Consider the following 20,576-nt stretch of genomic DNA (forward strand, 5'->3'; position numbering starts at 1 on the left):
GGGGAGTGAATTAGGTAGCACTCTGAACGCAAGCAGGACCTTTCATGCCAGCCGATACCACTGCTCCCACCGGCGCTGACGCGGCGCAGGGCTCAAAACAGACCGAAATCAAAGAGCGCCAATCAGGTTTGCGCACCATTCGCAAGGTCGCGCCCTATCTGTGGCCCGCGGATCCCGCGTGGGTGCGGCACAAGGTGATCGGGGCCATGGCGCTGCTGATTTTCTCAAAGATGATCTCTGTCGCCACACCGTTTTTCTACAAAGGGGCGGTGGACGCGCTGGCCGAGGAAGGCGTGCCGATGCTGGCGCTCGGCGCCATTGGGCTGACGGTTGCCTATGGCATGGCGCGCCTGATGACGGTTGGGTTTCAGCAGCTGCGTGATGCGGTTTTTGCGCGTGTGGGCCAACGGGCGCTGCGCATGCTGGCGCTGGAGACCTTTGAGCATATTCACCGGCTGTCGATGCGCTATCACATCACGCGCAAGACTGGGGGTTTGAGCCGGATCATCGAGCGGGGCGTCAAAGGCGTCGATTTCCTGCTGCGGTTTTTGCTGTTTTCCATCGGGCCATTGATGCTGGAGCTGGTGATGGTGGGCATCATCCTCGCGGTGGTTTTCGACTTCTACTATCTGCTGGTCGTCGCGGGCACCATTGCTCTCTATGTCTGGTTCACCTTTGCCGTGACCGAATGGCGAGTGAAGCTGCGGCGGGAAATGAACGATCAGGACACGGATGCGAACCAGAAGGCCATCGACAGCCTGCTGAACTATGAAACCGTCAAGTATTTCGGCGCGGAAAGCCGCGAGGCACAGCGCTATGACGCGGCGATGGAAGGCTATGAGGCGGCAGCGATCAAGACCAGCTATAGCCTGGCGTTTCTGAATTTCGGGCAATCCCTGTTGATCACGGCAGGCTTGATCGGAGTGATGGTCATGGCCGCCATCGGGGTCCAGAATGGCAGTCTGACCGTGGGAGATTTCGTCATGGTCAACGCCTATATGGTGCAGATCACGGTGCCGTTGAATTTCCTAGGGACCGTCTACCGCGAAATCCGTCAGGCGCTGGTGGATATGGGCGAGATGTTCGATCTGCTGGAGCAGCCCGCCGAAGTGGTCGACAAACCCGACGCCAAGACCCTGAAGGTCACCGGTGGACGTGTTGAGCTGGATCAGGTGCGCTTTGGCTATGATGCGGAACGCGCCATTCTGAAGGGCGTGTCCATCGCGGCGGAACCGGGCGAGATGGTGGCCATTGTCGGCTCCACCGGGTCAGGCAAATCGACGATCGGGCGCCTGCTGTTCCGGTTTTATGATGTGGGCGACGGGGCGCTGCGGATTGATGGCCAGGATGTGCGCGACGTGACGCAAGACAGCCTGCATGCGGCCATCGGCGTGGTGCCGCAGGATACGGTGCTCTTTAACGACACCATTCGCTACAACATTGCCTACGGTCGGGAGGGTGCGACCCAGGAAGAGATCGAAGCCGCCGCCCAGGCCGCGCAGATCCATGATTTCATCGTGCAACTGCCGGACGGCTATGACACCGCCGTCGGGGAGCGTGGGTTGAAGCTTTCAGGGGGTGAAAAGCAGCGTGTGGGCATCGCCCGTACTTTGTTGAAAGACCCGCCGATACTGCTGCTGGACGAGGCGACATCCGCGCTGGATTCCGAGACCGAACAGGAAATCAAAGAAGCCTTGATGCAGGCGGGGCGCGGGCGCACCGTGCTGACCATCGCCCACCGTCTGTCGACCATTGCAGAAGCCGACAGGATCATTGTGCTGGAACAGGGTGAAGTGGTCGAACAGGGAACGCATGACGATCTGCTGGCCCAAGAGGGCCGCTATGCGCAGCTCTGGCATCGCCAGCAATCGGACGAAGCGGCCTAGCCTTGGAAATCTGAGGCCGCGCTCGCGGATGGTCCGCCGCGCGGCCTCAGGGATGGATGATTATTCAGCTGCGGTGGCTTTGGACGTCAGCTTGTTGAGCGCGCCTGTCATGGTCTGCAGGAAGGGCGCTTCGGCATCAATGCCATGCGCTTCGGCCATGGCAGCGGGGGCGTGATAGACCACCACCGTTTCACCCGCTTCGTTTTCATAGGCCAGCACTCTGAGCGGCAGGTCCAGACCGGAGGTCTGCGCGGCCTGCATGGCCGGGGTTCCGATCTTGGGGTTGCCGAAAATCAAGAGCTGCGTGGGGCGCAATTCGGCGTCGACCTTGGCGGCACCTGCGGCATGATCGACACGTGCGAACACCGTGGCACCGGCACCCTCGACGGCCTGTTCCAGCCGGTCAATGGTGTCGGAAACCGAATGAGGGCTGGTGATCTTGATCATGTCGTCTGCCAGTGCTGATGTGGTGAAAAGGGCCGTGCCGAGGGCAAGGCTGAGAGTTAGGGACCGTATCATGGTGCGCTCCTGCTGCGATTAATGCGACGACCCTAGCAAACTGGTTTCGGGAGTCCCATCACAAGCCTGTGTCCGCATGTCACTCGGCAGCTTTGAGCGCGCTCTCAACGTTTGGCTGGTCTGCGGTGGCGGGCAGATCTTCCCACAGGATCTCGCCTGACACAATGCGGTGCGCGTCCTTTTGCAAGGCCCAGTCGCGGGCGGCGCGCGAGGCGCGTCCCATCGACATCTTGGCCAGCAGCGTCGCGATCCAATGCACGTAAGTGGAGGCCCAGACCCGGATGGCCAGCATGGATGGTGTCACCATGAGTGTCAGCACGGTGGCGATGCCGAGACCAAAGACCACCGCAGTGGCCAGCTGTTTCCACCAGAGGGCCGTGGGGCTGTTGAAGGTATAGCCGCCCTCGGCAAAGTTCAGGCTGAGGCCAATCATCATCGGGGCCAGCCCGGCCATGGTGGTGATCGTGGTCAGCAGGACAGGTCTGATCCGCGCCTGCGCGGTGCGGATGATCGCCTCGATCCGCGGCATGTACTGGCTATATTCCTGATAGGTGTCGATCAGGATGATGTTGTTATTCACCACAATGCCCGCGAGCGCGACGATCCCCGTGCCGGTCATGATGATCGAGAAGGTCTGATCCATCACCAGCATCCCGATCAGCACACCGGTGGTGGACAGCACCACCGCCAGCAGCACCAGGATGGCATTGTAGAAGCTGTTGAACTGCGCCAGCAGGATGATGAACATCAGGCCCAAGGCAGCGGCAAAGGCTGATGACAGGAAGGCCTGGCTCTCTTCCTGCTCTTCCTGATCGCCGGTCCATTCAAATTCGATACCTGCGGGCAAGGGGTTGGTGTCCAGCCATTCTGTCAGCACGCCAATGCGTTCGTTGGAATTGACCGGGATCAGGCGCAGCGCCCCTGCGGTTATGCCCGCCTGCAGGTCCCGCGTGCCATCATCCATCCGGTTGGTGATCTTGTAAGCGGTCTGATCCGCCGTGATCAGATCGGCATCCGCCCCGGCGGGACGCAACATCGCAAGCGTCTCCTGAACATCCACACCCTCTTCGCGGCGGGTCTCGACCACTTTCATCAGGCCCGGGGCCACATCTGCTTTCACGTCGAAATACCGCTTCTGATTGACGCGGTTGATCTCCGCCAGTTTTGGCACTGGCGTACGGGTGATGAAATTCGACAGCGGGATCAGCCCGTCAGCGGTCCGCACCTTCAACGTGTCCAGCGTGGAGAGCACACGGTCGCTTTCCGGCAGGCGCACGCGGATGTCGATTTCCTCGTCCGAGGTGTCCACCCGCATCGTGTCCAGCATCAGACCACGGGTGACCAGTTGCACCATCGCGCCAACGGTCGCCACATCGGCACCATAGCGCCCGGCTTTCTCGACATCGACGTCGATCTGCCAGTCGATACCGGGCAGGGGGCGGGTATCTTCGATGAGCGTGAGGCCCGGAGTCCGGTTGAATTCGGCACGTGCGGTTGCCGCGGCTTCGGTGAGGTCAACAAAGCTGTCGCCCTTGAGGCGCAGGTGCACGGGTTTGCCGGAGGCCGGGCCGTCGGCTACCTCCAGCACCTCGATATTGACGCCCGGCAAGGCGGTCAGCTGTTCCGTCAGTTCGGCAATGACGATGTTGCCATCGAGCTCCGGCCGGTCGGCGCGGTCCTCCCAGGGGATCGTCTCGAACTGAACCTGACCGATCAGGTCCTTGGGTCGCGACCCGCCGGAGGTATCGGTGTTCAACCCGCCTTCACCCGCGAAAGAAAAGGCGTTGCTGATGCCCGGATGCGCCAGCACGATGTCCTCGGCTTGCCGGACCAGTACGTCCTTCTCCTCCAGAGAAAGATTGCCGCGGGCCAGCACGTAGACGATCCCCTGTTCGGGTTCGGATTCAACGAAGAATTCAACACCGTTGTTGTTGTTGGAAAAGAACATCAGGATGCTACCGACAAAGATGAAGACAGTACCAGCTACCACCAATGGCATGACCGGATTGCCCGCAATCGCCGCGATCACATGGCCAAAGCCTGAGCGCTGGTAACCCGCATTGATCTTGTCGGGCTCTGGGCGAAAAAATCTGCTGACCAGCCAGCGGCCAAACCGGCCAAGGCGTGTGAGCAGCGCAAAGGTCGACACCAGCGCCAACATGAAGCCGCCCAGAGCAACAAAGAGGCAGGCGGTCGCCGCGAGAACAAGGAGGAAAACAATGAGCAGTGTCGGGATCACCGAGGAGAGAATTTCGAGGCTGTTCATCGCCGCGAATTGCGCCTCGATCACCCCGAAAATCGGGCCCATCAGGCCTGAGATGGCCATCATCACAACGGCAATCGGGAAGAGCGCCAGATGCAGGTACCAGCGCAGCCCGGCAATCGCCGTCATATAGTCAGACATCCAGCGTTCCAGGCGGCCCGTGACCCCGCCCATTACGGGCAGGTAGATCAGCGCCACCACCAGCGAGGCCGAGAGCACGAAGATCAGGGTGACCGGCAGCATGCCCATGAATTCTCCCGGCACACCTGGCCAGAAGAGCATCGGCAGAAAGGCGCAGAGCGTCGTCGCGGTGGAGGAGATGATCGGCCAGAACATGCGTTTGGCCGCATCCACATAGGCCTGCATCGGGCCGACGCCCTCCTGCTGGCGTTTGTCGGCGTATTCCACCACAACGATGGCGCCATCGACCAGCATCCCCACCGCGAGGATCAGACCGAACATGACGATGTTGGAGACGGAGATGCCCATCAAGGCAAGAAAGGCAAAGCAGAGCAGGAAGGACGTCGGGATCGCAAAACCGACCAGCAACGCGGCGCGAATGCCCAGGGCCGCCAGCACCACGATCATCACCAGCGCAATCGCAGTGAAGACCGAGCCCAGAAGCTGCTGTACCATGCCGTTGACGATGCGGGACTGGTCGTTGGAGGTGCCGACCTCAACCGCGGCCTGCAACCCTTCTGGCCAGGTCTGCGACTTGGCGTCCACCAGCTCCTTCACGATGGCGGCGGTGTCGATCAGGTTGAACCCCTTGCGCTTCACCACCTGCAGGGCCACTGAATTCTCACCGTTAAAGCGCGCAGTCCCGGCGCGGTCCTCGAAGGTCGGGTTGATTTCCGCCAGATCGCCGAGGGTGACGACGCGGTCGCCGTTTGTCTTGACCGGCAGGTCGTAGACATCGCGCGGCTCGTCGAAGGACGACGGGATTTTTACCGCGAATGATCCCTGCGCGGTGTCAACCTCACCCGCCGCGATCAACTGGTTGTTGTTGCGTACCGTGTCGATCAATTCGCCCGCAGTGACGTTATAGGCCTCCAGACGCAGCGGATCGATCAGCACTTCGAGCATCTCGTCCCGACTGCCGGCGATTCCGGCCTCCAGCACCGCATCCATCGATTCCAGATCGTCCTGCAGATCCTTGGCCACGCGGATCATCGTACGCTCCGGCACCGGACCGGTGAGGTTCACGATGATGATCGGGAATTCGGAGAAGTTGATCTCGTTGATGGTATATTGTTCGGCGCCATCGGGGAAATCGGCTTCTGCCTTGCCCATGGCGTCGCGCACATCCGCCAGAACCTTGGTCTTGTCCCAGCCGAACTCGAATTCCAGTGCCACGCCCGCATAGTTTTCTGCGGCCGTGGAGGACATGTCTTTCAACCCGTCCAGATCGACCAGCTCGGTCTCCATCGGCTTGACCAGCAGCGTTTCGCTGTCCGCAGCGGAGATGCCGGGGAAGGGGACGGAGACAAAGAGAGCAGGGATCTCAATGTCCGGTTCGCCCTCTTTCGGCAGGGTGGAATAGGCATAGGCGCCGACGACAAGCGACAGCAGAATAAAGGCCAGCACCATGCGCGCGCGGCTGGCGGCCCAATCGACGATGCCGGTCATTGGCTCAGCTCCCGGTAGGTGGGCGCGACCTGCACCCCGGCAATCACAAACTCCTGACCCAGCACGATGACATCAGCGGTGTCCTTGAGCCCGGTCAGCCAGACCCCTTCGGTTGTGTCGCGCATCAGCGCGACGGGGTGAAATTCGACGATGGCGCCATCGTCGATGGTGCGCACACCCAATGTGCCGTCGTCGTTCAGCGTGAGGGCGGACTGCGGCAACAGATGCGCGGTGGCCCCCTCTGCGGAGATCATGATTTCAGCGGTCTGCCCGTCGCGGATTTTGTTGTCGCCGTTTGGCACCGCGATCTCCACGCGGAAGGTGCGCGTCATTTCGTCAGCGGAACTGGACAGGAAGGTCACCTGGCCGCGGACTTCATTGCTGCGTGCTTCCGGCCCACCGGTCAGAGCACCGCTGCCGGACACAAGGCGCGCCGATGCCGTAGCGCCTAGCGTGACACGCGCCACTTCGGTTTCAGGCACAAAACCGACCAGTTTGATCGGGTCCAGCTGAATGATTGTGGCGCAGAGCGAACCGGACTGAAGCAAAGTTCCCAACTCCGCCGTGTCGCTTTCCAGCAAGCCGCCAAAGGGCGCGGTGAGGGTCAGCCGTTCAATCTCTTTCTCGGCCAGGGCAACACTGGCCTGCGCGCTTTGAATGCCGGATTGCGCTGCCTGAAGCCCTGCGCGCGCGCTTTGCACACCGGCCTCTGCGGTTGCAACGGCGGCTTGCGAATTGGCCACGCGGGTGGTGGAGGCAAAGCCGCCTTCGCTGAGCTTTGTCGAGGCGTTCTGATTGATCAACGCCTCATCCAACTGGGCAAGCGCCTCATCCAGCCGCGCCTGTGATTCCGGCACACGGGAGCGCGCCTCGTTCAGCTCGGCCCGGGCCTGCGCCAATGCGGTGCCCCGGGTGCCTTCATCCAAGCGGCAGAGCATCTGGCCCGCCTCAACACGCGTGCCTTTGCGTAGCGGTTCTGAAACGACGGTTGCGGCGGTTTCCGCGCGGACTTCAACGGTGCGCGCGGCTTCGGTCTGTCCGCGCAGGACAACCGCCGTGTCGATCTGCCGCGCAACGGATCGCTGAACAACAACCTTCACGAGTGACGCACCTGCGGCCTCTGCGTCGATCTGCTCGTCTGATTCTGTCGCTTCTTCCGCGGCGGGATCACCACCAAACAGTGCGAAAAGCCGTGGTCGATCCAAAATGAACATTGCCAAAGCTGCTGATACCACGAGGGCAGCAAGGATTGAAAAAAGTCGCATGTCGTTTGCCTCGCACTGGACTGTCAACGCCACCCACGGTCGAAACTTGCCGTCATATGGCGCACGCTCTGTAGGACAGATACGCTAAACTGACCAGTTCAGATTAGAGATTTCTTTGTCCGGGTGCAATGCTCTGCTGGCGCGCGGCCCAACGCGGGTCTTGGCTTGCTGGAATGGGCAGGTTAAGAGGGGCGCAAATGCAAATAAGCAGGTCCCCATGAGCGACACCGACAGTTTCATCGATGAAGTCACCGAAGAGGTCCGCCGCGACAGGCTTTATGGCATGTTGCGCAAATATGGCTGGATCGGTGGGCTGGTGGTTTTACTGATCGTGGGCGGCGCTGCCTGGTCGGAATACCAAAAGGCGCAGGCGCGTGCACAGGCCGAAGCGCTCGGCGATGGCATGCTGGCCGCCCTGACCGAAGAGACCCCGGACGCGCGGGTCTCTGCGCTGGAAGAGCTTTCGGCTGAAAACCCCACAGCAGGCGCGCTGGTGGCGATGCTGGCCGCCTCCGAGGCGCAACAGGGCGACAATCTGGTCACGGCGGTTGCCGAGCTCGATGCCATCGCGGTGAACGGGGATGTACCTGTGATCTACCGTCAGATTGCGAGCTTCAAGGCATTGACGCTGCAGGCCGAGACGCTGGACGCGGCAACGCGCCGGCAGGGGTTTGAGGCCCTGGCGACCGCAGGATCGCCATTGCGCCTGCTGGCCAGCGAGCAATTAGCCCTGATCGATGTGGCCGAAGGCGAAACCGAGGCGGCCATTGAGCGGTATCAGAACATTCTGCAGGACGCTGCTGTGACCTCGGACTTGCAACAACGCGCCTTACAGGTGATTGTGGCGCTGGGAGGCACCCCGGATCTGGAAAACGTGCCCACAACGGGAAACTAACCCGCGGGGCAATGTGGTTTTGAGGTTTGGGCGGTACAAAGGGCGAAGCGAGCAGGGCATGATGCAAATTCACAAAAGACCTGTGCGGGGGATATTCCCCTTCGCTGCAGTGATCGCGGCGCTGCTGGTATCGGCGTGTTCGGAACCTGACATCATTCTGCCTGGCAAGCGGGAGAGCGTGCAATCCATCCTGCAGGGCGAAGAAGCATTGCCCGCCGCGGTGGCATCCACCGATGAGGCGCGTCCGATTTCCCTTCCTTCACAGCAATCGAATGCCGATTGGACGCAAAGCATGGGCTCGCCCGCGACACGGGTCAGCCACGCGGCGTTCGGCACTGCGACCCAGCAAATCTGGTCGTCCAATATCGGCGATGGTGACAGCCGTCGCCAGCGGATCACAGCAGATCCGGTTGTCGCAGGCGGCGTGGTCTATACGCTCGATTCCGATGCTTTGGTCACGGCGACCTCGACGGCGGGTCAACGTGTCTGGCAACAGGATGTGAGACCGCCGCGCGACGGATCCGGTACCGCCACCGGGGGCGGCTTGGCCTTTGCAAACGGGACGCTTTTTGTCTCGCTGGGATATGGATCTTTGGTGGCACTTGATGCGGCCACGGGCGCGGAAAAATGGCGACAGCGCCTTGAAGGGACCGGCTCCGGCAGCCCAACGGTCTTTGGCGATCTTGTCTATTTGACCTCCGGGGACGACACAGGCTGGGCGTTGCGCGCAGAAGACGGGCGGATTGAATGGCAGCTGTCGGCCTCTGAAGATATCAACAATGTCCTGGGCGCGCCTGCGCCTGCTGTGGCCGATGATCTGGCGGTTTTTGCCTTTGGATCAGGTGAAATTCAGGCGGTCTTTCGACGCGGTGGCCTGCGGCGCTGGGATGCCTCGGCTCTGGGTAAACGCGCCGCCCGCGCCCTAGGGGCCGTTGGCGATGTGACCGGCGCGCCGGTGATTTCCGGCAGCACCGTCTATATTGGTAATCAGGCCGGGCGCATCGTGGCGCTGAATTTCCAATCTGGCGCTCGGTTGTGGACAGCGCGCGAAGGCACCGTTGGGCCGGTTCTACCCATAGGTGACAGCGTCTTTGCCATGTCTGAACTGGGGGAGTTGCTGCGGTTGAGCGCCTCTGATGGTGCGCGGATCTGGGGCACGCAGCTGCCGAATTTCGTGAAAGACCGCCCGCGTCGGCGCTCCGAAGTCTTTGCGCATCACGGGCCGATCCTGGCGGGCGGGCGTCTCTATATCGCCTCCAACGATGGGTTGTTGCGCAGCTTTGATCCGGCCTCTGGCGCGCTTCTGGGCACGGTGGAAATCCCCGGTGGGGCGACCACAGCGCCGGTCGTGGCCGGTGGCGTGCTTTACGTTGTCTCCACGAAAGGGCAATTGCACGCTTTCCGTTGACGCCCATGTAGGGTAAAGCGCGGCTTTAATCCGGATGTCGGAGCCTGTGACATGTCCTTTACACTCGCCATTGTGGGGCGCCCGAATGTGGGAAAATCCACGCTGTTCAACCGGTTGGTGGGCAAACGGCTGGCGCTGGTCGACGATCAGCCGGGGGTGACGCGTGATTTGCGCGAGGGCGCGGCGCGTCTGGCGGATCTGCGGTTCACCGTGATCGACACCGCAGGGCTCGAGGAGGTCACCGACGACAGCCTGCAGGGCCGGATGCGGCGTCTGACCGAACGCGCCGTCGATATGGCCGACATTTGCCTTTTCATGATCGACGCGCGTGTTGGCATTACACCCTCCGATCTGGTCTTTGCCGACATCCTGCGCAAACGTGCCGCCCATGTGATCCTGGCCGCCAACAAGGCCGAAGGATCGGCGGCGGATGCGGGCGTGATTGAGGCCTATTCGCTGGGGCTGGGCGAACCCATCCGGCTCTCTGCCGAGCATGGCGAGGGGCTTAACGACCTCTACACACATCTGATGCCGCTGGCTGACCAGTTTGCCGAACGGGCCGCCGAGGACGCGCCGGAGACGGATGTGACGCTGGATGAGGATGACGGCGACATGGACGCCGCAATCCCCATGCCGACAAAAGCCAAACCTTTGCAGGTGGCCGTTGTGGGGCGCCCGAACGCGGGTAAATCCACGCTGATCAACCAGATCCTTGGCGAAGACCGCCTGCTGACCGGACCAGAGGCGGGGATCACCCGCGATGCGATCTCCCTGCGCACCGAATGGGCAGGGCCTAATGGCGATCCGGTTCCAATGCGGATTTTCGATACGGCGGGTATGCGCAAAAAGGCCAAGGTTCAGGAGAAGCTGGAGAAGCTTTCCGTTGGCGACGGGCTGCGTGCGGTGAAGTTTGCCGAAGTGGTGGTTGTGCTGCTGGATGCGGCGATCCCCTTTGAACAGCAGGACCTGCGCATCGCCGATCTGGCAGAACGCGAGGGCCGCGCGGTGGTGCTTGCTGTGAACAAATGGGACATCGAAGAGGACCGCCAGGGCAAGCTCAAGGAGTTGAAAGAAAGCTTTGAGCGGTTGCTGCCGCAATTGCGGGGCGCGCCGCTGATCACGGTTTCGGCGAAAACCGGGCGCGGGCTGGACCGTTTGCAGGCTGCGATCATGCGCGCCTATGAGGTCTGGAACCGGCGCGTGCCCACAGCCCACCTGAACCGCTGGCTTGCCGGTATGGTTGAGGCACATCCGCCACCCGCACCACAGGGCAAACGGATCAAGCTGCGCTATATGACCCAGGCCAAGACCCGACCGCCGGGATTTGTGGTCATGTGTTCGCACCCGGATAAAGTGCCTGAGAGCTACAGCCGCTATCTGGTCAATGGCTTGCGGCTGGATTTTGACATGCCGGGGGCGCCGATCCGGCTGTGGATGCGCGGTCAGAACGAGGCCAACCCCTACAAGGGGCGCAAGAAGGCCGCACCGTCCAAGCTGCGCAAGCATACCGATGGGCGGCGCAGGGACTGATTTTTAGCTGCTGAATTCGGCGCGTGCCGCGCGCCAGGTTGGCACCAGAAGCGCTCCGGCACCGCCACCTGCCAGGGCTGCAACCGTCGCATCGCCGGACATATTGTGGACGACGATGGCCACCAGAGCCCAGATCGCAGCCAGCCCATAGGTGGGTGCACGTCTGAGGGTGGATTGGATGGCAGAAGCAAGCACGAGCGCGAAAAAGACGAACACCAGCGCGGCGGTCCCAGCGTCCAGCCAGCCATACCCGGCTGTGATCAGGCCCAGAGAAACCGAACTTGCCGCACTGAGCCATCCGGCGTAGAGGCCCACGGGCAGGGCCGCCCACCATTTATCTCCTGTCGGCGCGCGGTAGAGGGCAATGAGTGCGCTCAATAGCATTGCCCAAATCAAAACGGACGCCCAGACCGGGCTTTGCACTGCAACCGCGAGCCAGAACGTACCGATGGCCAGTGAAATGCATAAGGGGTTGCGCATGGCGTGCCACTCAGGATCGTCCGCGCGCCGCAGCAGGCCGTATCCCATGCCAGCAATCAGCCAAAGGTAGATGATTCCCCAGATGGCAAAGGCATAGCCTGCGGGCTGCACGGGCGGGTCAACTTGCGGCACGGGAAACTGATCCGCCGCAAAACCGTCGAAATCGGCGACCAAAATGGGCGATGCAGCAAAGGACAAGGCCAGCAGCAATGCCGCGAGGGCCACAGGTTTTGGTGTCATATCCGTCTCTTCCTTGCGGGGCCGTTCACCCGACCCGTTACCACAGCGCACGCAGCATTAAGCGGCTGCCATCACCCTTCGTGTCATGTCTAGGACGCAAAAGGGGACTGGCAAATGGCTCATATCGCGATTTTCTGCGACGGCACATGGAATTCGGCACGAAAAGGCGCAGCAACACATGTTTTGCGGCTGTCTACCGCCTGCGCGCGCAGCAACAGGCAAAAAGTGCTTTATTTTGAAGGCGTCGGAACGGGCACCGGGATGGTCAGCGATGTGGGCCGATGGATCAGCAAGGTCGGCGGCGGCCTTTTTGGCTGGGGGCTGAACCGCAATATCAAGGCGGCCTATCTCGAACTGTGCAAAACCTACCAACCCGGCGACAAGATCATGATCTTCGGATTTTCGCGCGGCGCCTATACCGCGCGTTCGCTGGTGGGCATGATCCGCAAATGCGGTATCCTGGCGGACCCGACCCCGGCCAATCTGCGCCGCGCTTTCAGCCTTTATCGCTGGCGCGGTCCGCAAAATGGTCCTGACGCCCCGCATATTCGCGCTCAACGCCGCCTGCTGTCGCCGAAATTCGCCACCAGTCAGACGGATGTGCTGGCGCGGGGCGACGATAGCTGTCTGGTCCGCATCGCATATTTGGGGGTCTGGGATACGGTTGGTGCGCTTGGCATTCCCGAAAGTGTCTTTGGTCGGCTCGCCGCGCGTTGGAATGCGCGTTACACCTTCCACGACACCACGCTGTCGCATCTTGTTGAATCCGCGCGTCATGCGGTTGCATTGGATGAACGCCGGGTGCTTTTCGAGCCCAGCCTGTGGGACAACCTGACAGGCCAGGACGGAAATCCGGGGCTGAACCATGGAGACGAAAGCCACGATCGCCCCTATCAGCAAACATGGTTTGTCGGAGATCATGGGATCGTGGGCGGCTCAGCTGAAACCCGCGCCTTGAGCGAGATCAGCCTCGCCTGGATCTGGGAGGGGGCGGCGGCCTGCGGTCTGCAGCTGAAATCAGGGTTGGCTCTGCCACAGATCAAGACCAATCCAAGTGCCGCAACGACGGAGATCGCGGATACAGGCGTGATCTACCGGCTGCTCCCGCGGTTGCTGCAATGGCGCGCGGGGCCTGACCGGGCATTGGATCTGGACAATACCGCGCGCATGCGTCTGGCGAGTGTGCCGTCCTACCGGCCTGCGAGCCTGCGCCGTTTGATGCCCGGCCTGCTGCGCGACAGTTGATCTCATCGCGCGTCCTTTTGCGCTTGTGAGGCGGGGGCAGGGCAGGGTAGGACGCGGGGGTTATCTTAAAAGGGCCGCCGCCAGATGCAGAACTCCGCCGATCCCGATGTCCTAGCGACAGTTGCCGCGTCCAACGGGCGCCGCTTCCTTGGCATCGGCATGTTGGGGTTTCTGGGGGCGTTGGTGATTTATGTGGCCTTTATCTCGCCACCGTCCTTCGGCTGGCAGGTTTTCCTGATCGCCCTCGGCGTTGTCTCGTTGATGATGGCAGATGCAATGCGTCGCTCGACCGCCCATGTGCTGGAACTGACCAAGACAGAGCTGCGCGACAGCGGCGGTGTGGTCATCGCGAAGGTGGAAGACATCACCGGGATTGATCGCGGTGCATTTGCCTTCAAGCCGTCCAACGGGTTCCTGCTGCACATGAAAAACCCCGAACCGCGCAAATGGCGTCCGGGGCTTTGGTGGCGTTTCGGGCGCCGTGTCGGGGTCGGTGGTATGACCCCGGGGCGTCAGACCAAATACATGTCCGAGATCATCGCGGTGATGCTGGCGGAGCGCGACGGCGCCTGAGCCGCAGGCGCGATCAGGTGCCGATGTTGGGTTCCCACTCCACCTGAGGTGCGTAGCGCGGGCGCGTGAAGGTGAAGTTATGCAGCGTCCGAGCCTCCATGCCGATTTGGAAGACCGGGCTGAAACCAGACCATGTTTCCACCACCACCACAGTTGCCGTATCGTACATTTTGGGCAGATAGGCATGCCAGTCCTGCACGACTTCTGATGTCAGCACCCCGTCGGCGCCACGCTCCTGTGACCACAGCACCGAATACTCATCGTCGTCCGCATCATAGGTGACGCTTGTGACCCGGATGGCGGTGGCGGTGTTGGAGCGCACCAGCGTGTTGAAAACCTCATGTGACCCGTCGATGAAAGCGTCGTTCACAGCGCTCTGACGCGAGATCAGATCGGCAACGGTAAAGGCCGCTTTCTGATTGATCGTCTGCTCCTTGAACGCATCGAAATAGGTGTACATGGCCATATGCGTCCAGAACATGAACGGGCAGATGATCACGAATTCCATCGTGACATTGCCCTCTTCGTTGCGTGCAAACTCCCGGGCCCAGTCGCGAACGGTGTTGAGTGCGTAAATCATTCGTTTGGCTCCTGTACGAAGGCAGACATTGCAACCATGCGCGGCAGACCCTCTTTCTGATCCCACTCGAACCCCAGACCGGAGGTCGGAATGACCGGATCGAAAACCAGGCACGCCCGGATCAACATCAGATCGTGGTTGCCACCCTGCACAAAGGTCCGTGGCGGGTTGACCTCTTCATTGGTATCCACGCAGTCCGCAGCAGGCGGTAGCCCGGCAAAGGCGGTTGGTGTGATCGGCGTCATTTCGAGCTTCAGGCGGTTTTCACAATCCGGCAGGAAAGGCGCCTGTTCGCAGACCATGGTTTTCAACTCATCGTGCTGCGGGGCATTGCCGGTGCTCAGCCTGACCGTGCGCACCGCGATCTCCAACCCGCGCTCCATCCACATCTGCCGCATCGAGTAGATGCCCAATTCGATGGAGCTGAGAAAGATCGTGAAGATCAGCGGGACAAGGATGACAAATTCAATGGCGATCTGCCCATCCTCTTCCCTGCGGAACCGCCCCAGCCGCTTTTTGGTTTGACGTATCATTGTGTGAGCCTCAGCTGGGTAATCTCATGGGCGATGGCTGTGAAGGCATCCGCGATTTCCAGGCCGTCCACGTCAAAGAAGTGGCTGGCGGAGCTGGCGCAGTTGCGCAACACGGTCTGCCCGCTCTCCGGCGCCTCAAAGCCGATGGTGAAGACAACGATGCCGTTTTGTTTCGCCTGAGCACAGATGTCATTGGTGCGGCTGTTTTTGGTGCCCGAGCCAACGCTGTCAAAGACATTGTAGTACCAGGGTGTTGCCGCACCAGACATCCAAGGGCTGTAGTTGGTGTAGTAGTTTTCCTTGATCGGCGTATGCGCCCAAAGGCTTGGGAAGCTGATGTTATATGCACCGCCATCTTCGACGCCGGGGCTGCAATCCCAGTCCTCAGGATCTTTGGAGTCCGATGGGTTGTAGCAGCCATAAGGCGCGTTGCCCCAGCGGTCATTCTGCCAGACGTTGCCATCACCATTGGTGTCAAAATGTCTGGAGTAGAAGAACTCTTCCTCGTCGTCGTCATAGACGGAATAGGTTTCTTCTTCGGAATTCCACCAGATGTCGGTTTGGCCGACGCGGTAGCCATTTTCGATGTAATACTGGCTGGTGTTTGCGCCATCCGTCATCAGAACGATGACTTTGAGGTATTCGTCGGAATTGTAGGCAGCGGGGCGCGGGTCAAACTGTGCTGAGACCGAGCCATCCGCGATGAGATCGTCGACGACAGGTTGTAGGCTGGGATCCAGCAGAGCAGTGCCCCACTTCATGCCAATGTCGATGGAGGTGTTCCCGCGTGCGGTCAGCGCCTGGATGTAGTTCTTCAGAATGTCGCGATCTTTCTGCAGCGCCAGGACTTCGCGTTTGCTGTCCGCCTCGCACACCGGTCTGCGCACAAGCTCATGCGGGTCGGAATAACGTCCGTCTCCGGAGCTCAGCGCGCTGTTATATGTCCAGGGGTCGAAGTGCATGGTGCGTTCGTAGGGCACAACCGCTGGCGCACCCGCTTCGTCAGATGGGACACGCATGCCGGGGGTTTCAAAGTCACCCGCTTCGAAGTTGATGCAGTTGGAGTGCTCATTGACACCTTCCAGGTCCAATGCCTCCGCAATGTTGTCGGGCACGGACACCTGGGTCGCGTAGGGGATGATCGAAATTGCCATACGGCCTTCCTGGCTGTTGTTGACGATCTGATCCACGAAGTCCTTCGCGGCAACCTTCAGGTTCACCAGGCGGCTGTTGCTGTTCATCGAGCCCGATACGTCGAGCACCAGGGAAATCTCAAGGTTGCTCACCACCTCCTCGGCTTTACCCGCAACATAGAGCGGCAGGTCGTCCACACCGGTCATCGCCATATAGGGGGATGCCGTCCGGGCACGGGCGAAGGCTTCCACTGTCCGGAAATAGTTTGTTGGCAGGTTGTCGCCCGGGGTTACCGTGATGTCGCCCAGGTATTCTTCGATCCCGGCTTTCTTGAAATAGTCTTTGACCACATCGTCGGGCAGCTGCGTCTGTTGCAGGTCCGCAGCGGCGAGAATGGCGCGATCCAACGTATTCTGGACCTTCACCCGCTCCATTTCATTGCGCATCAGATCCACCGCGATGCCGCAGACCATCAGCAGCATAAACATCATGAAGATCGTGAAAATTGTCAGCACCCCGTCTTCTTCTCGTGAAAAACGGATGAGCCTCCTGCGGATCATCGATCTCACTTCGGGGTTCTCCGGCGAAAAACGTGTCATGTTGATACCAACTCATTGCGATGTGGTGCCCTGCGGCACGGAAACTGACTGATGCTTATCCCTGGGTTTTGTGGCGAAAAGCGGGCGGAAAGACGCTGAAGCCCCGCAAATCGGTAAACTTTTATTTATAGATCAGACATTTCCGGGTGTTTCAGGAAACGGTCGCCACATTGAGGGCCGACTGTTTCTGTCTCGGCGACAGCGCTAAATTTGCGCCGTTCACCGCATCTTCATGAACTGCTCAAAAAACTGGCAATGAACGACTCACCACCATAGGGTGAGATTGTTGTCAAAACCAGAACACTGTTCTGCCAGCAGGAGAAAGACATTGAACCAGCACAGCAGCGAGCCAAGCTTCAGAGAAAGCGTCGACCAAATGTTCAACCGGGCGGTCAGCCTGATGGACCTTTCGCCGGGCTTGGAAGAGAAAATCCGGGTGTGTAATGCGACCTATACAGTGCGGTTCGGTGTCCGGCTGCGTGGCAAGATCCAGACCTTCACAGGGTACCGGTCTGTCCACTCCGAGCATATGGAGCCGGTAAAAGGTGGCATCCGGTTTTCGCTGGGGGTCAATCAGGACGAGGTCGAAGCGCTTGCGGCTCTGATGACCTATAAATGCGCGTTGGTCGAAGCGCCCTTTGGCGGATCCAAGGGTGGGCTGTGCGTTGATCCGCGCGAATATGATGAACATGAGTTGGAACAGATCACGCGGCGCTTTGCCTATGAGCTCATCAAGCGCGACCTGATTAATCCCAGCCAAAACGTGCCAGCTCCGGATATGGGTACAGGCGAGCGCGAAATGGCCTGGATCGCGGATCAATACAAGCGCATGCAAACAACAGATATCAACGGCAACGCCTGTGTGACCGGCAAGCCGCCGAATGCGGGCGGCATCGCTGGGCGTGTCGAAGCCACAGGACGTGGTGTGCAATACGCGCTGCGCGCGTTCTTCCGCGATGACACCGGCGTCAAGAAGGCCGGCATGAGCGGTGATCTGGATGGCAAGCGGGTGATCGTGCAGGGCCTTGGCAATGTGGGGTACCACGCGGCCAAATTCCTCACCGAAGAGGATGGGTGTACGGTCACAGGTATCATCGAGCGGGACGGTGCGCTCTTTAATCCCGAAGGGCTGGATGTGGACCGGGTGCGCGAATGGATCGCCAAACATGGCGGGATTGCGGGCTATTCCGACATGCACCACGTCAAGGATGGCGCGAAAGTTCTGGAAGAGGAGTGCGATATCCTGATCCCGGCGGCGCTGGAAGGTGTGATCAATCTGCAGAATGCTGACCGGATCAAGGCGCCTTTGATCATCGAAGCGGCCAATGGGCCGGTGACGGCGGGGGCGGATCAGGTCCTGCGTGAAAAGGGCGTGGTGATGATCCCGGACATGTATGCCAACGCGGGCGGTGTGACGGTGAGCTATTTTGAATGGGTCAAGAACCTCAGCCATATCCGGTTTGGCCGCATGGGCCGACGCCAGGAGGAATCGCGCCACCAGTTGATCATTAATGAGCTGGAACGGTTGAGCAAGGACAAGGAGCTGGGATGGACATTGAGCCCAGGCTTCAAGGAACAATACCTGCGCGGGGCGGGCGAATTGGAACTGGTGCGTTCCGGTCTCGATGACACCATGCGCATTGCCTATCAGTCGATGGCGGAGGTCTGGCACGCGCGCGATGATGTCCAGGATTTGCGCACTGCTGCCTATCTGGTCGCCATCGAAAAAGTTGCGGCAAGCTACCGCGCCAAAGGGTTGTGAGCCGGATCAACCACGCGTACCCTCGACCCTGAAAAGCAGGCTGGCGGCTGCCTGAAGTGGCCGCGCAGCATCAATTTTTCAGGGCTCGTTTATGACCGATGTTGCGTTTTCTTGCTCTTGCGGCACCCTGAAAGGGGTGTTGCACGATGCCTCCCCCTCATCCGCCTGCCACTTGATGTGTTTTTGCAAGGATTGCAGGGCCTTTGCACGTCACATGGGTCAATTGGACGCGCTGGAACCCGGCGGCGGCAGCCCGATCGTTCAGGTGCTGCCCGCCCGCCTTGAGATCACCCAAGGCGCAGAGCAGATCGCCTGTCTGCGGCTCTCTGCCAAAGGGTTGCATCGCTGGTATGCTGCCTGTTGTAAAACCCCTTTGGCCAATACCACCGGGTCCCCGCGCCTGCCTTTTGCGGGCATGTGGCGGCCGATTTTTGCTCAGGTGGAGGTTTTTGGACCTGTTGTGACCTATGGCTTTACAAAAGCAGCCTTGCCGGGGGGGCCGCGCAAGGACAAGGGGCTGGGCCGCATGCTGGGCGGGCTTCTGAAACGTTCGCTTGCCGCCTACCTCAATGGCACGGCACGGCAGACCCCTTTCTTTGACGCCGGAGGTGCACCGGTTGCGACGCCCCAGGTGATCAGCGCCGAAGCGCGTAGCGCCGCGTATCGAGAGTGAGCATGCCAGTCTTTCCGCGACATCTTTGGTCGGTTTCGGTCGCGGACACCCCGAATGACTGCTGTTAGGATTTGCTGAAAAGCATGGAGTACACCACGTGAGATTTTCGGGCCTGCGTGTTCTGAGGGAAGGCCTTACAGGCAACAAGGGCTGGGCGCCCCACTGGCGCGACCCCGCACCCAAAGCGGGTTATGACGCGGTGATCATCGGCGGGGGCGGGCATGGGTTGTCGACGGCCTACTACCTTGCCAAGAACCATGGCATGACCAACATTGCAGTGCTGGAGAAGGGCTACATCGGCAGCGGCAATATCGGACGCAATACAACGATTGTGCGCGCCAATTACTTTCTGCCGGGCAATTCCGAATTCTACAGCCACTCGCTGAAGCTTTGGGAAGGGCTCGAGGACGAGTTGAATTACAACGTCATGCACTCCCAGCGCGGCCTGATCAATCTGTTCCACTCCGATGGACAGCGTGATGCGTTTGTGCGGCGCGGCAATGCGATGGCGGCTCAGGGCGATGATGCTGTATTGCTGGACCGCGACGGTGTGCGGAAGTATCTGCCCTATCTGGATTTCGACAATGTGCGGTTCCCGATCTATGGCGGTTTGCTGCACCCGCGGGGGGGCACGGCGCGGCATGATGCGGTGGCCTGGGGCTATGCGCGGGGCGCGGACGCGCGCGGCGTGGATTTGGTGCAAAACTGTGAAGTCACCGGCATCGACATCGAAAACGGTGTGGTGCGCGGGGTGCAGACCAGCCGCGGCGCGATCCGGGCAAAGAAGGTTGCGATTGTCACCGCCGGCCGGTCCGGGCAGGTGGCGGCCATGGCGGGCATGCGGTTGCCGATCGAGAGCCATATCCTGCAGGCATTCGTGACCGAAGGGTTGAAGCCCTGCATCGACCATGTGGTCAGTTTCGGCATGGGTCATTTCTACATCAGCCAATCCGACAAGGGCGGTTTGGTCTTTGGCGGTGATCTGGATTTCCATGCGTCTTATGCCCAACGCGGCAATCTGCCCATGGCCGAGCATGTGATGGAGGCGGGGATGACGCTGATGCCGATGATCGGCAAGGCCAAGGTCCTGCGCAGTTGGGGTGGGATCATGGATATGACCCCTGATGGCTCCCCGATCATCGACAAGACGGAGACCGAAGGGCTGTTTCTGGATTGCGGCTGGTGCTACGGCGGCTTCAAGGCCGTGCCGGGGTCTGGCTATGCCTTGGCGCATCTGATGGCGACGGGAGAGAGCCATGAAACGGCGACAGGCTTCCGCCTGGACCGGTTCAGGACCGGGCGCGGGCTCATCGATGAAGAGGGCACTGGCTCTCAACACAACCTGCACTGAGGGAGGCAAGT

16 protein-coding genes are annotated in these 20,576 nt (G+C 60.6%); 9 read left to right on the forward strand and 7 right to left on the reverse strand.

The genetic code is table 11. The annotated features are described in order from the left end of the window. Positions 1-44 precede the first annotated feature (44 nt). The gene (locus Q1A20_RS17580; RefSeq protein ID WP_299917884.1) at positions 45-1,886 is read left to right on the forward strand and encodes an ABC transporter ATP-binding protein/permease; all 1,842 of its coding nucleotides are present in this window, start codon (positions 45-47) and stop codon (positions 1,884-1,886) included. A gap of 60 nt (positions 1,887-1,946) precedes the next feature. Here the strand turns inward: Q1A20_RS17580 and Q1A20_RS17585 are convergent, their stop codons facing one another. The 3 genes from Q1A20_RS17585 to Q1A20_RS17595 all read right to left on the reverse strand — a co-directional run bounded on the left by Q1A20_RS17585 (position 1,947) and on the right by Q1A20_RS17595 (position 7,562). Then, positions 1,947-2,405 carry a DUF302 domain-containing protein gene (locus Q1A20_RS17585; protein WP_299406006.1) on the reverse strand — a complete coding sequence of 153 codons (459 nt, stop codon included), beginning with the start codon at positions 2,403-2,405 and terminating at the stop codon, positions 1,947-1,949. Positions 2,406-2,484: 79 nt separating this feature from the next. Beyond that, positions 2,485-6,297 carry an efflux RND transporter permease subunit gene (locus Q1A20_RS17590; RefSeq protein WP_299917886.1) on the reverse strand — a complete coding sequence of 1,271 codons (3,813 nt, stop codon included), beginning with the start codon at positions 6,295-6,297 and terminating at the stop codon, positions 2,485-2,487. Continuing rightward, positions 6,294-7,562, reverse strand: a complete 1,269-nt coding sequence (locus tag Q1A20_RS17595; protein ID WP_299406001.1) for an efflux RND transporter periplasmic adaptor subunit — start codon at positions 7,560-7,562, stop codon at positions 6,294-6,296. Before Q1A20_RS17595 ends, Q1A20_RS17590 begins: the two co-directional genes overlap by 4 nt. 217 nt (positions 7,563-7,779) lie before the next feature. Between Q1A20_RS17595 and Q1A20_RS17600 the strand changes: the two genes are divergently transcribed. From Q1A20_RS17600 to der, 3 genes are read left to right on the forward strand one after another with little or no spacing between them, the layout of a single operon-like run. Beyond that, entirely contained in the window at positions 7,780-8,457 is a 678-nt protein-coding gene (locus Q1A20_RS17600) for a hypothetical protein (RefSeq protein ID WP_299917889.1), read from the forward strand. A gap of 58 nt (positions 8,458-8,515) precedes the next feature. Beyond that, positions 8,516-9,865: a PQQ-binding-like beta-propeller repeat protein gene (locus Q1A20_RS17605; protein WP_299917892.1), complete on the forward strand. Its 1,350-nt coding sequence runs from the start codon at positions 8,516-8,518 to the stop codon at positions 9,863-9,865. Positions 9,866-9,916: 51 nt separating this feature from the next. Further along, on the forward strand, positions 9,917-11,395 hold the full coding sequence (der, locus tag Q1A20_RS17610) for a ribosome biogenesis GTPase Der (RefSeq protein WP_299917894.1): 1,479 nt from the start codon (positions 9,917-9,919) through the stop codon (positions 11,393-11,395). A gap of 3 nt (positions 11,396-11,398) precedes the next feature. Here der and Q1A20_RS17615 read toward each other — a convergent pair whose 3' ends face one another. Beyond that, positions 11,399-12,115, reverse strand: a complete 717-nt coding sequence (locus Q1A20_RS17615) for a hypothetical protein (protein ID WP_299405993.1) — start codon at positions 12,113-12,115, stop codon at positions 11,399-11,401. 114 nt (positions 12,116-12,229) lie between these two features. Between Q1A20_RS17615 and Q1A20_RS17620 the strand changes: the two genes are divergently transcribed. Then, positions 12,230-13,360, forward strand: coding sequence for a DUF2235 domain-containing protein (locus Q1A20_RS17620; protein WP_299405990.1), 1,131 nt, complete (start codon positions 12,230-12,232; stop codon positions 13,358-13,360). Positions 13,361-13,444: 84 nt separating this feature from the next. Next, positions 13,445-13,933, forward strand: coding sequence for a hypothetical protein (locus Q1A20_RS17625; protein WP_298972454.1), 489 nt, complete (start codon positions 13,445-13,447; stop codon positions 13,931-13,933). 13 nt (positions 13,934-13,946) lie between these two features. Here the strand turns inward: Q1A20_RS17625 and Q1A20_RS17630 are convergent, their stop codons facing one another. From Q1A20_RS17630 to Q1A20_RS17640, 3 genes are read right to left on the reverse strand one after another with little or no spacing between them, the layout of a single operon-like run. After that, complete coding sequence (locus tag Q1A20_RS17630) at positions 13,947-14,513, reverse strand: hypothetical protein (RefSeq protein WP_299405987.1); 567 nt, start codon at positions 14,511-14,513, stop codon at positions 13,947-13,949. Next, positions 14,510-15,046: a TadE/TadG family type IV pilus assembly protein gene (locus tag Q1A20_RS17635; protein ID WP_298972460.1), complete on the reverse strand. Its 537-nt coding sequence runs from the start codon at positions 15,044-15,046 to the stop codon at positions 14,510-14,512. The genes Q1A20_RS17630 and Q1A20_RS17635 overlap by 4 nt, the downstream gene beginning before the upstream one ends. Then, the gene (locus Q1A20_RS17640; protein ID WP_298972462.1) at positions 15,043-16,779 is read right to left on the reverse strand and encodes a pilus assembly protein TadG-related protein; all 1,737 of its coding nucleotides are present in this window, start codon (positions 16,777-16,779) and stop codon (positions 15,043-15,045) included. The genes Q1A20_RS17635 and Q1A20_RS17640 overlap by 4 nt, the downstream gene beginning before the upstream one ends. 376 nt (positions 16,780-17,155) lie before the next feature. Between Q1A20_RS17640 and Q1A20_RS17645 the strand changes: the two genes are divergently transcribed. From Q1A20_RS17645 to Q1A20_RS17655, 3 genes are all read left to right on the forward strand, one after another. Continuing rightward, the gene (locus Q1A20_RS17645) at positions 17,156-18,541 is read left to right on the forward strand and encodes a Glu/Leu/Phe/Val dehydrogenase (RefSeq protein WP_299406630.1); all 1,386 of its coding nucleotides are present in this window, start codon (positions 17,156-17,158) and stop codon (positions 18,539-18,541) included. A gap of 91 nt (positions 18,542-18,632) precedes the next feature. After that, positions 18,633-19,214, forward strand: coding sequence for a DUF6151 family protein (locus tag Q1A20_RS17650; RefSeq protein WP_299917898.1), 582 nt, complete (start codon positions 18,633-18,635; stop codon positions 19,212-19,214). Positions 19,215-19,311: 97 nt separating this feature from the next. Continuing rightward, positions 19,312-20,565 (forward strand): sarcosine oxidase subunit beta family protein, encoded by a 1,254-nt coding sequence (locus Q1A20_RS17655; protein WP_299405981.1) that lies wholly within the window; start codon positions 19,312-19,314, stop codon positions 20,563-20,565. Positions 20,566-20,576: the final 11 nt, after the last annotated feature.

Origin of the sequence: uncultured Roseobacter sp., from assembly GCF_947501835.1 — a bacterium.
GTDB lineage: Bacteria > Pseudomonadota > Alphaproteobacteria > Rhodobacterales > Rhodobacteraceae > Roseobacter.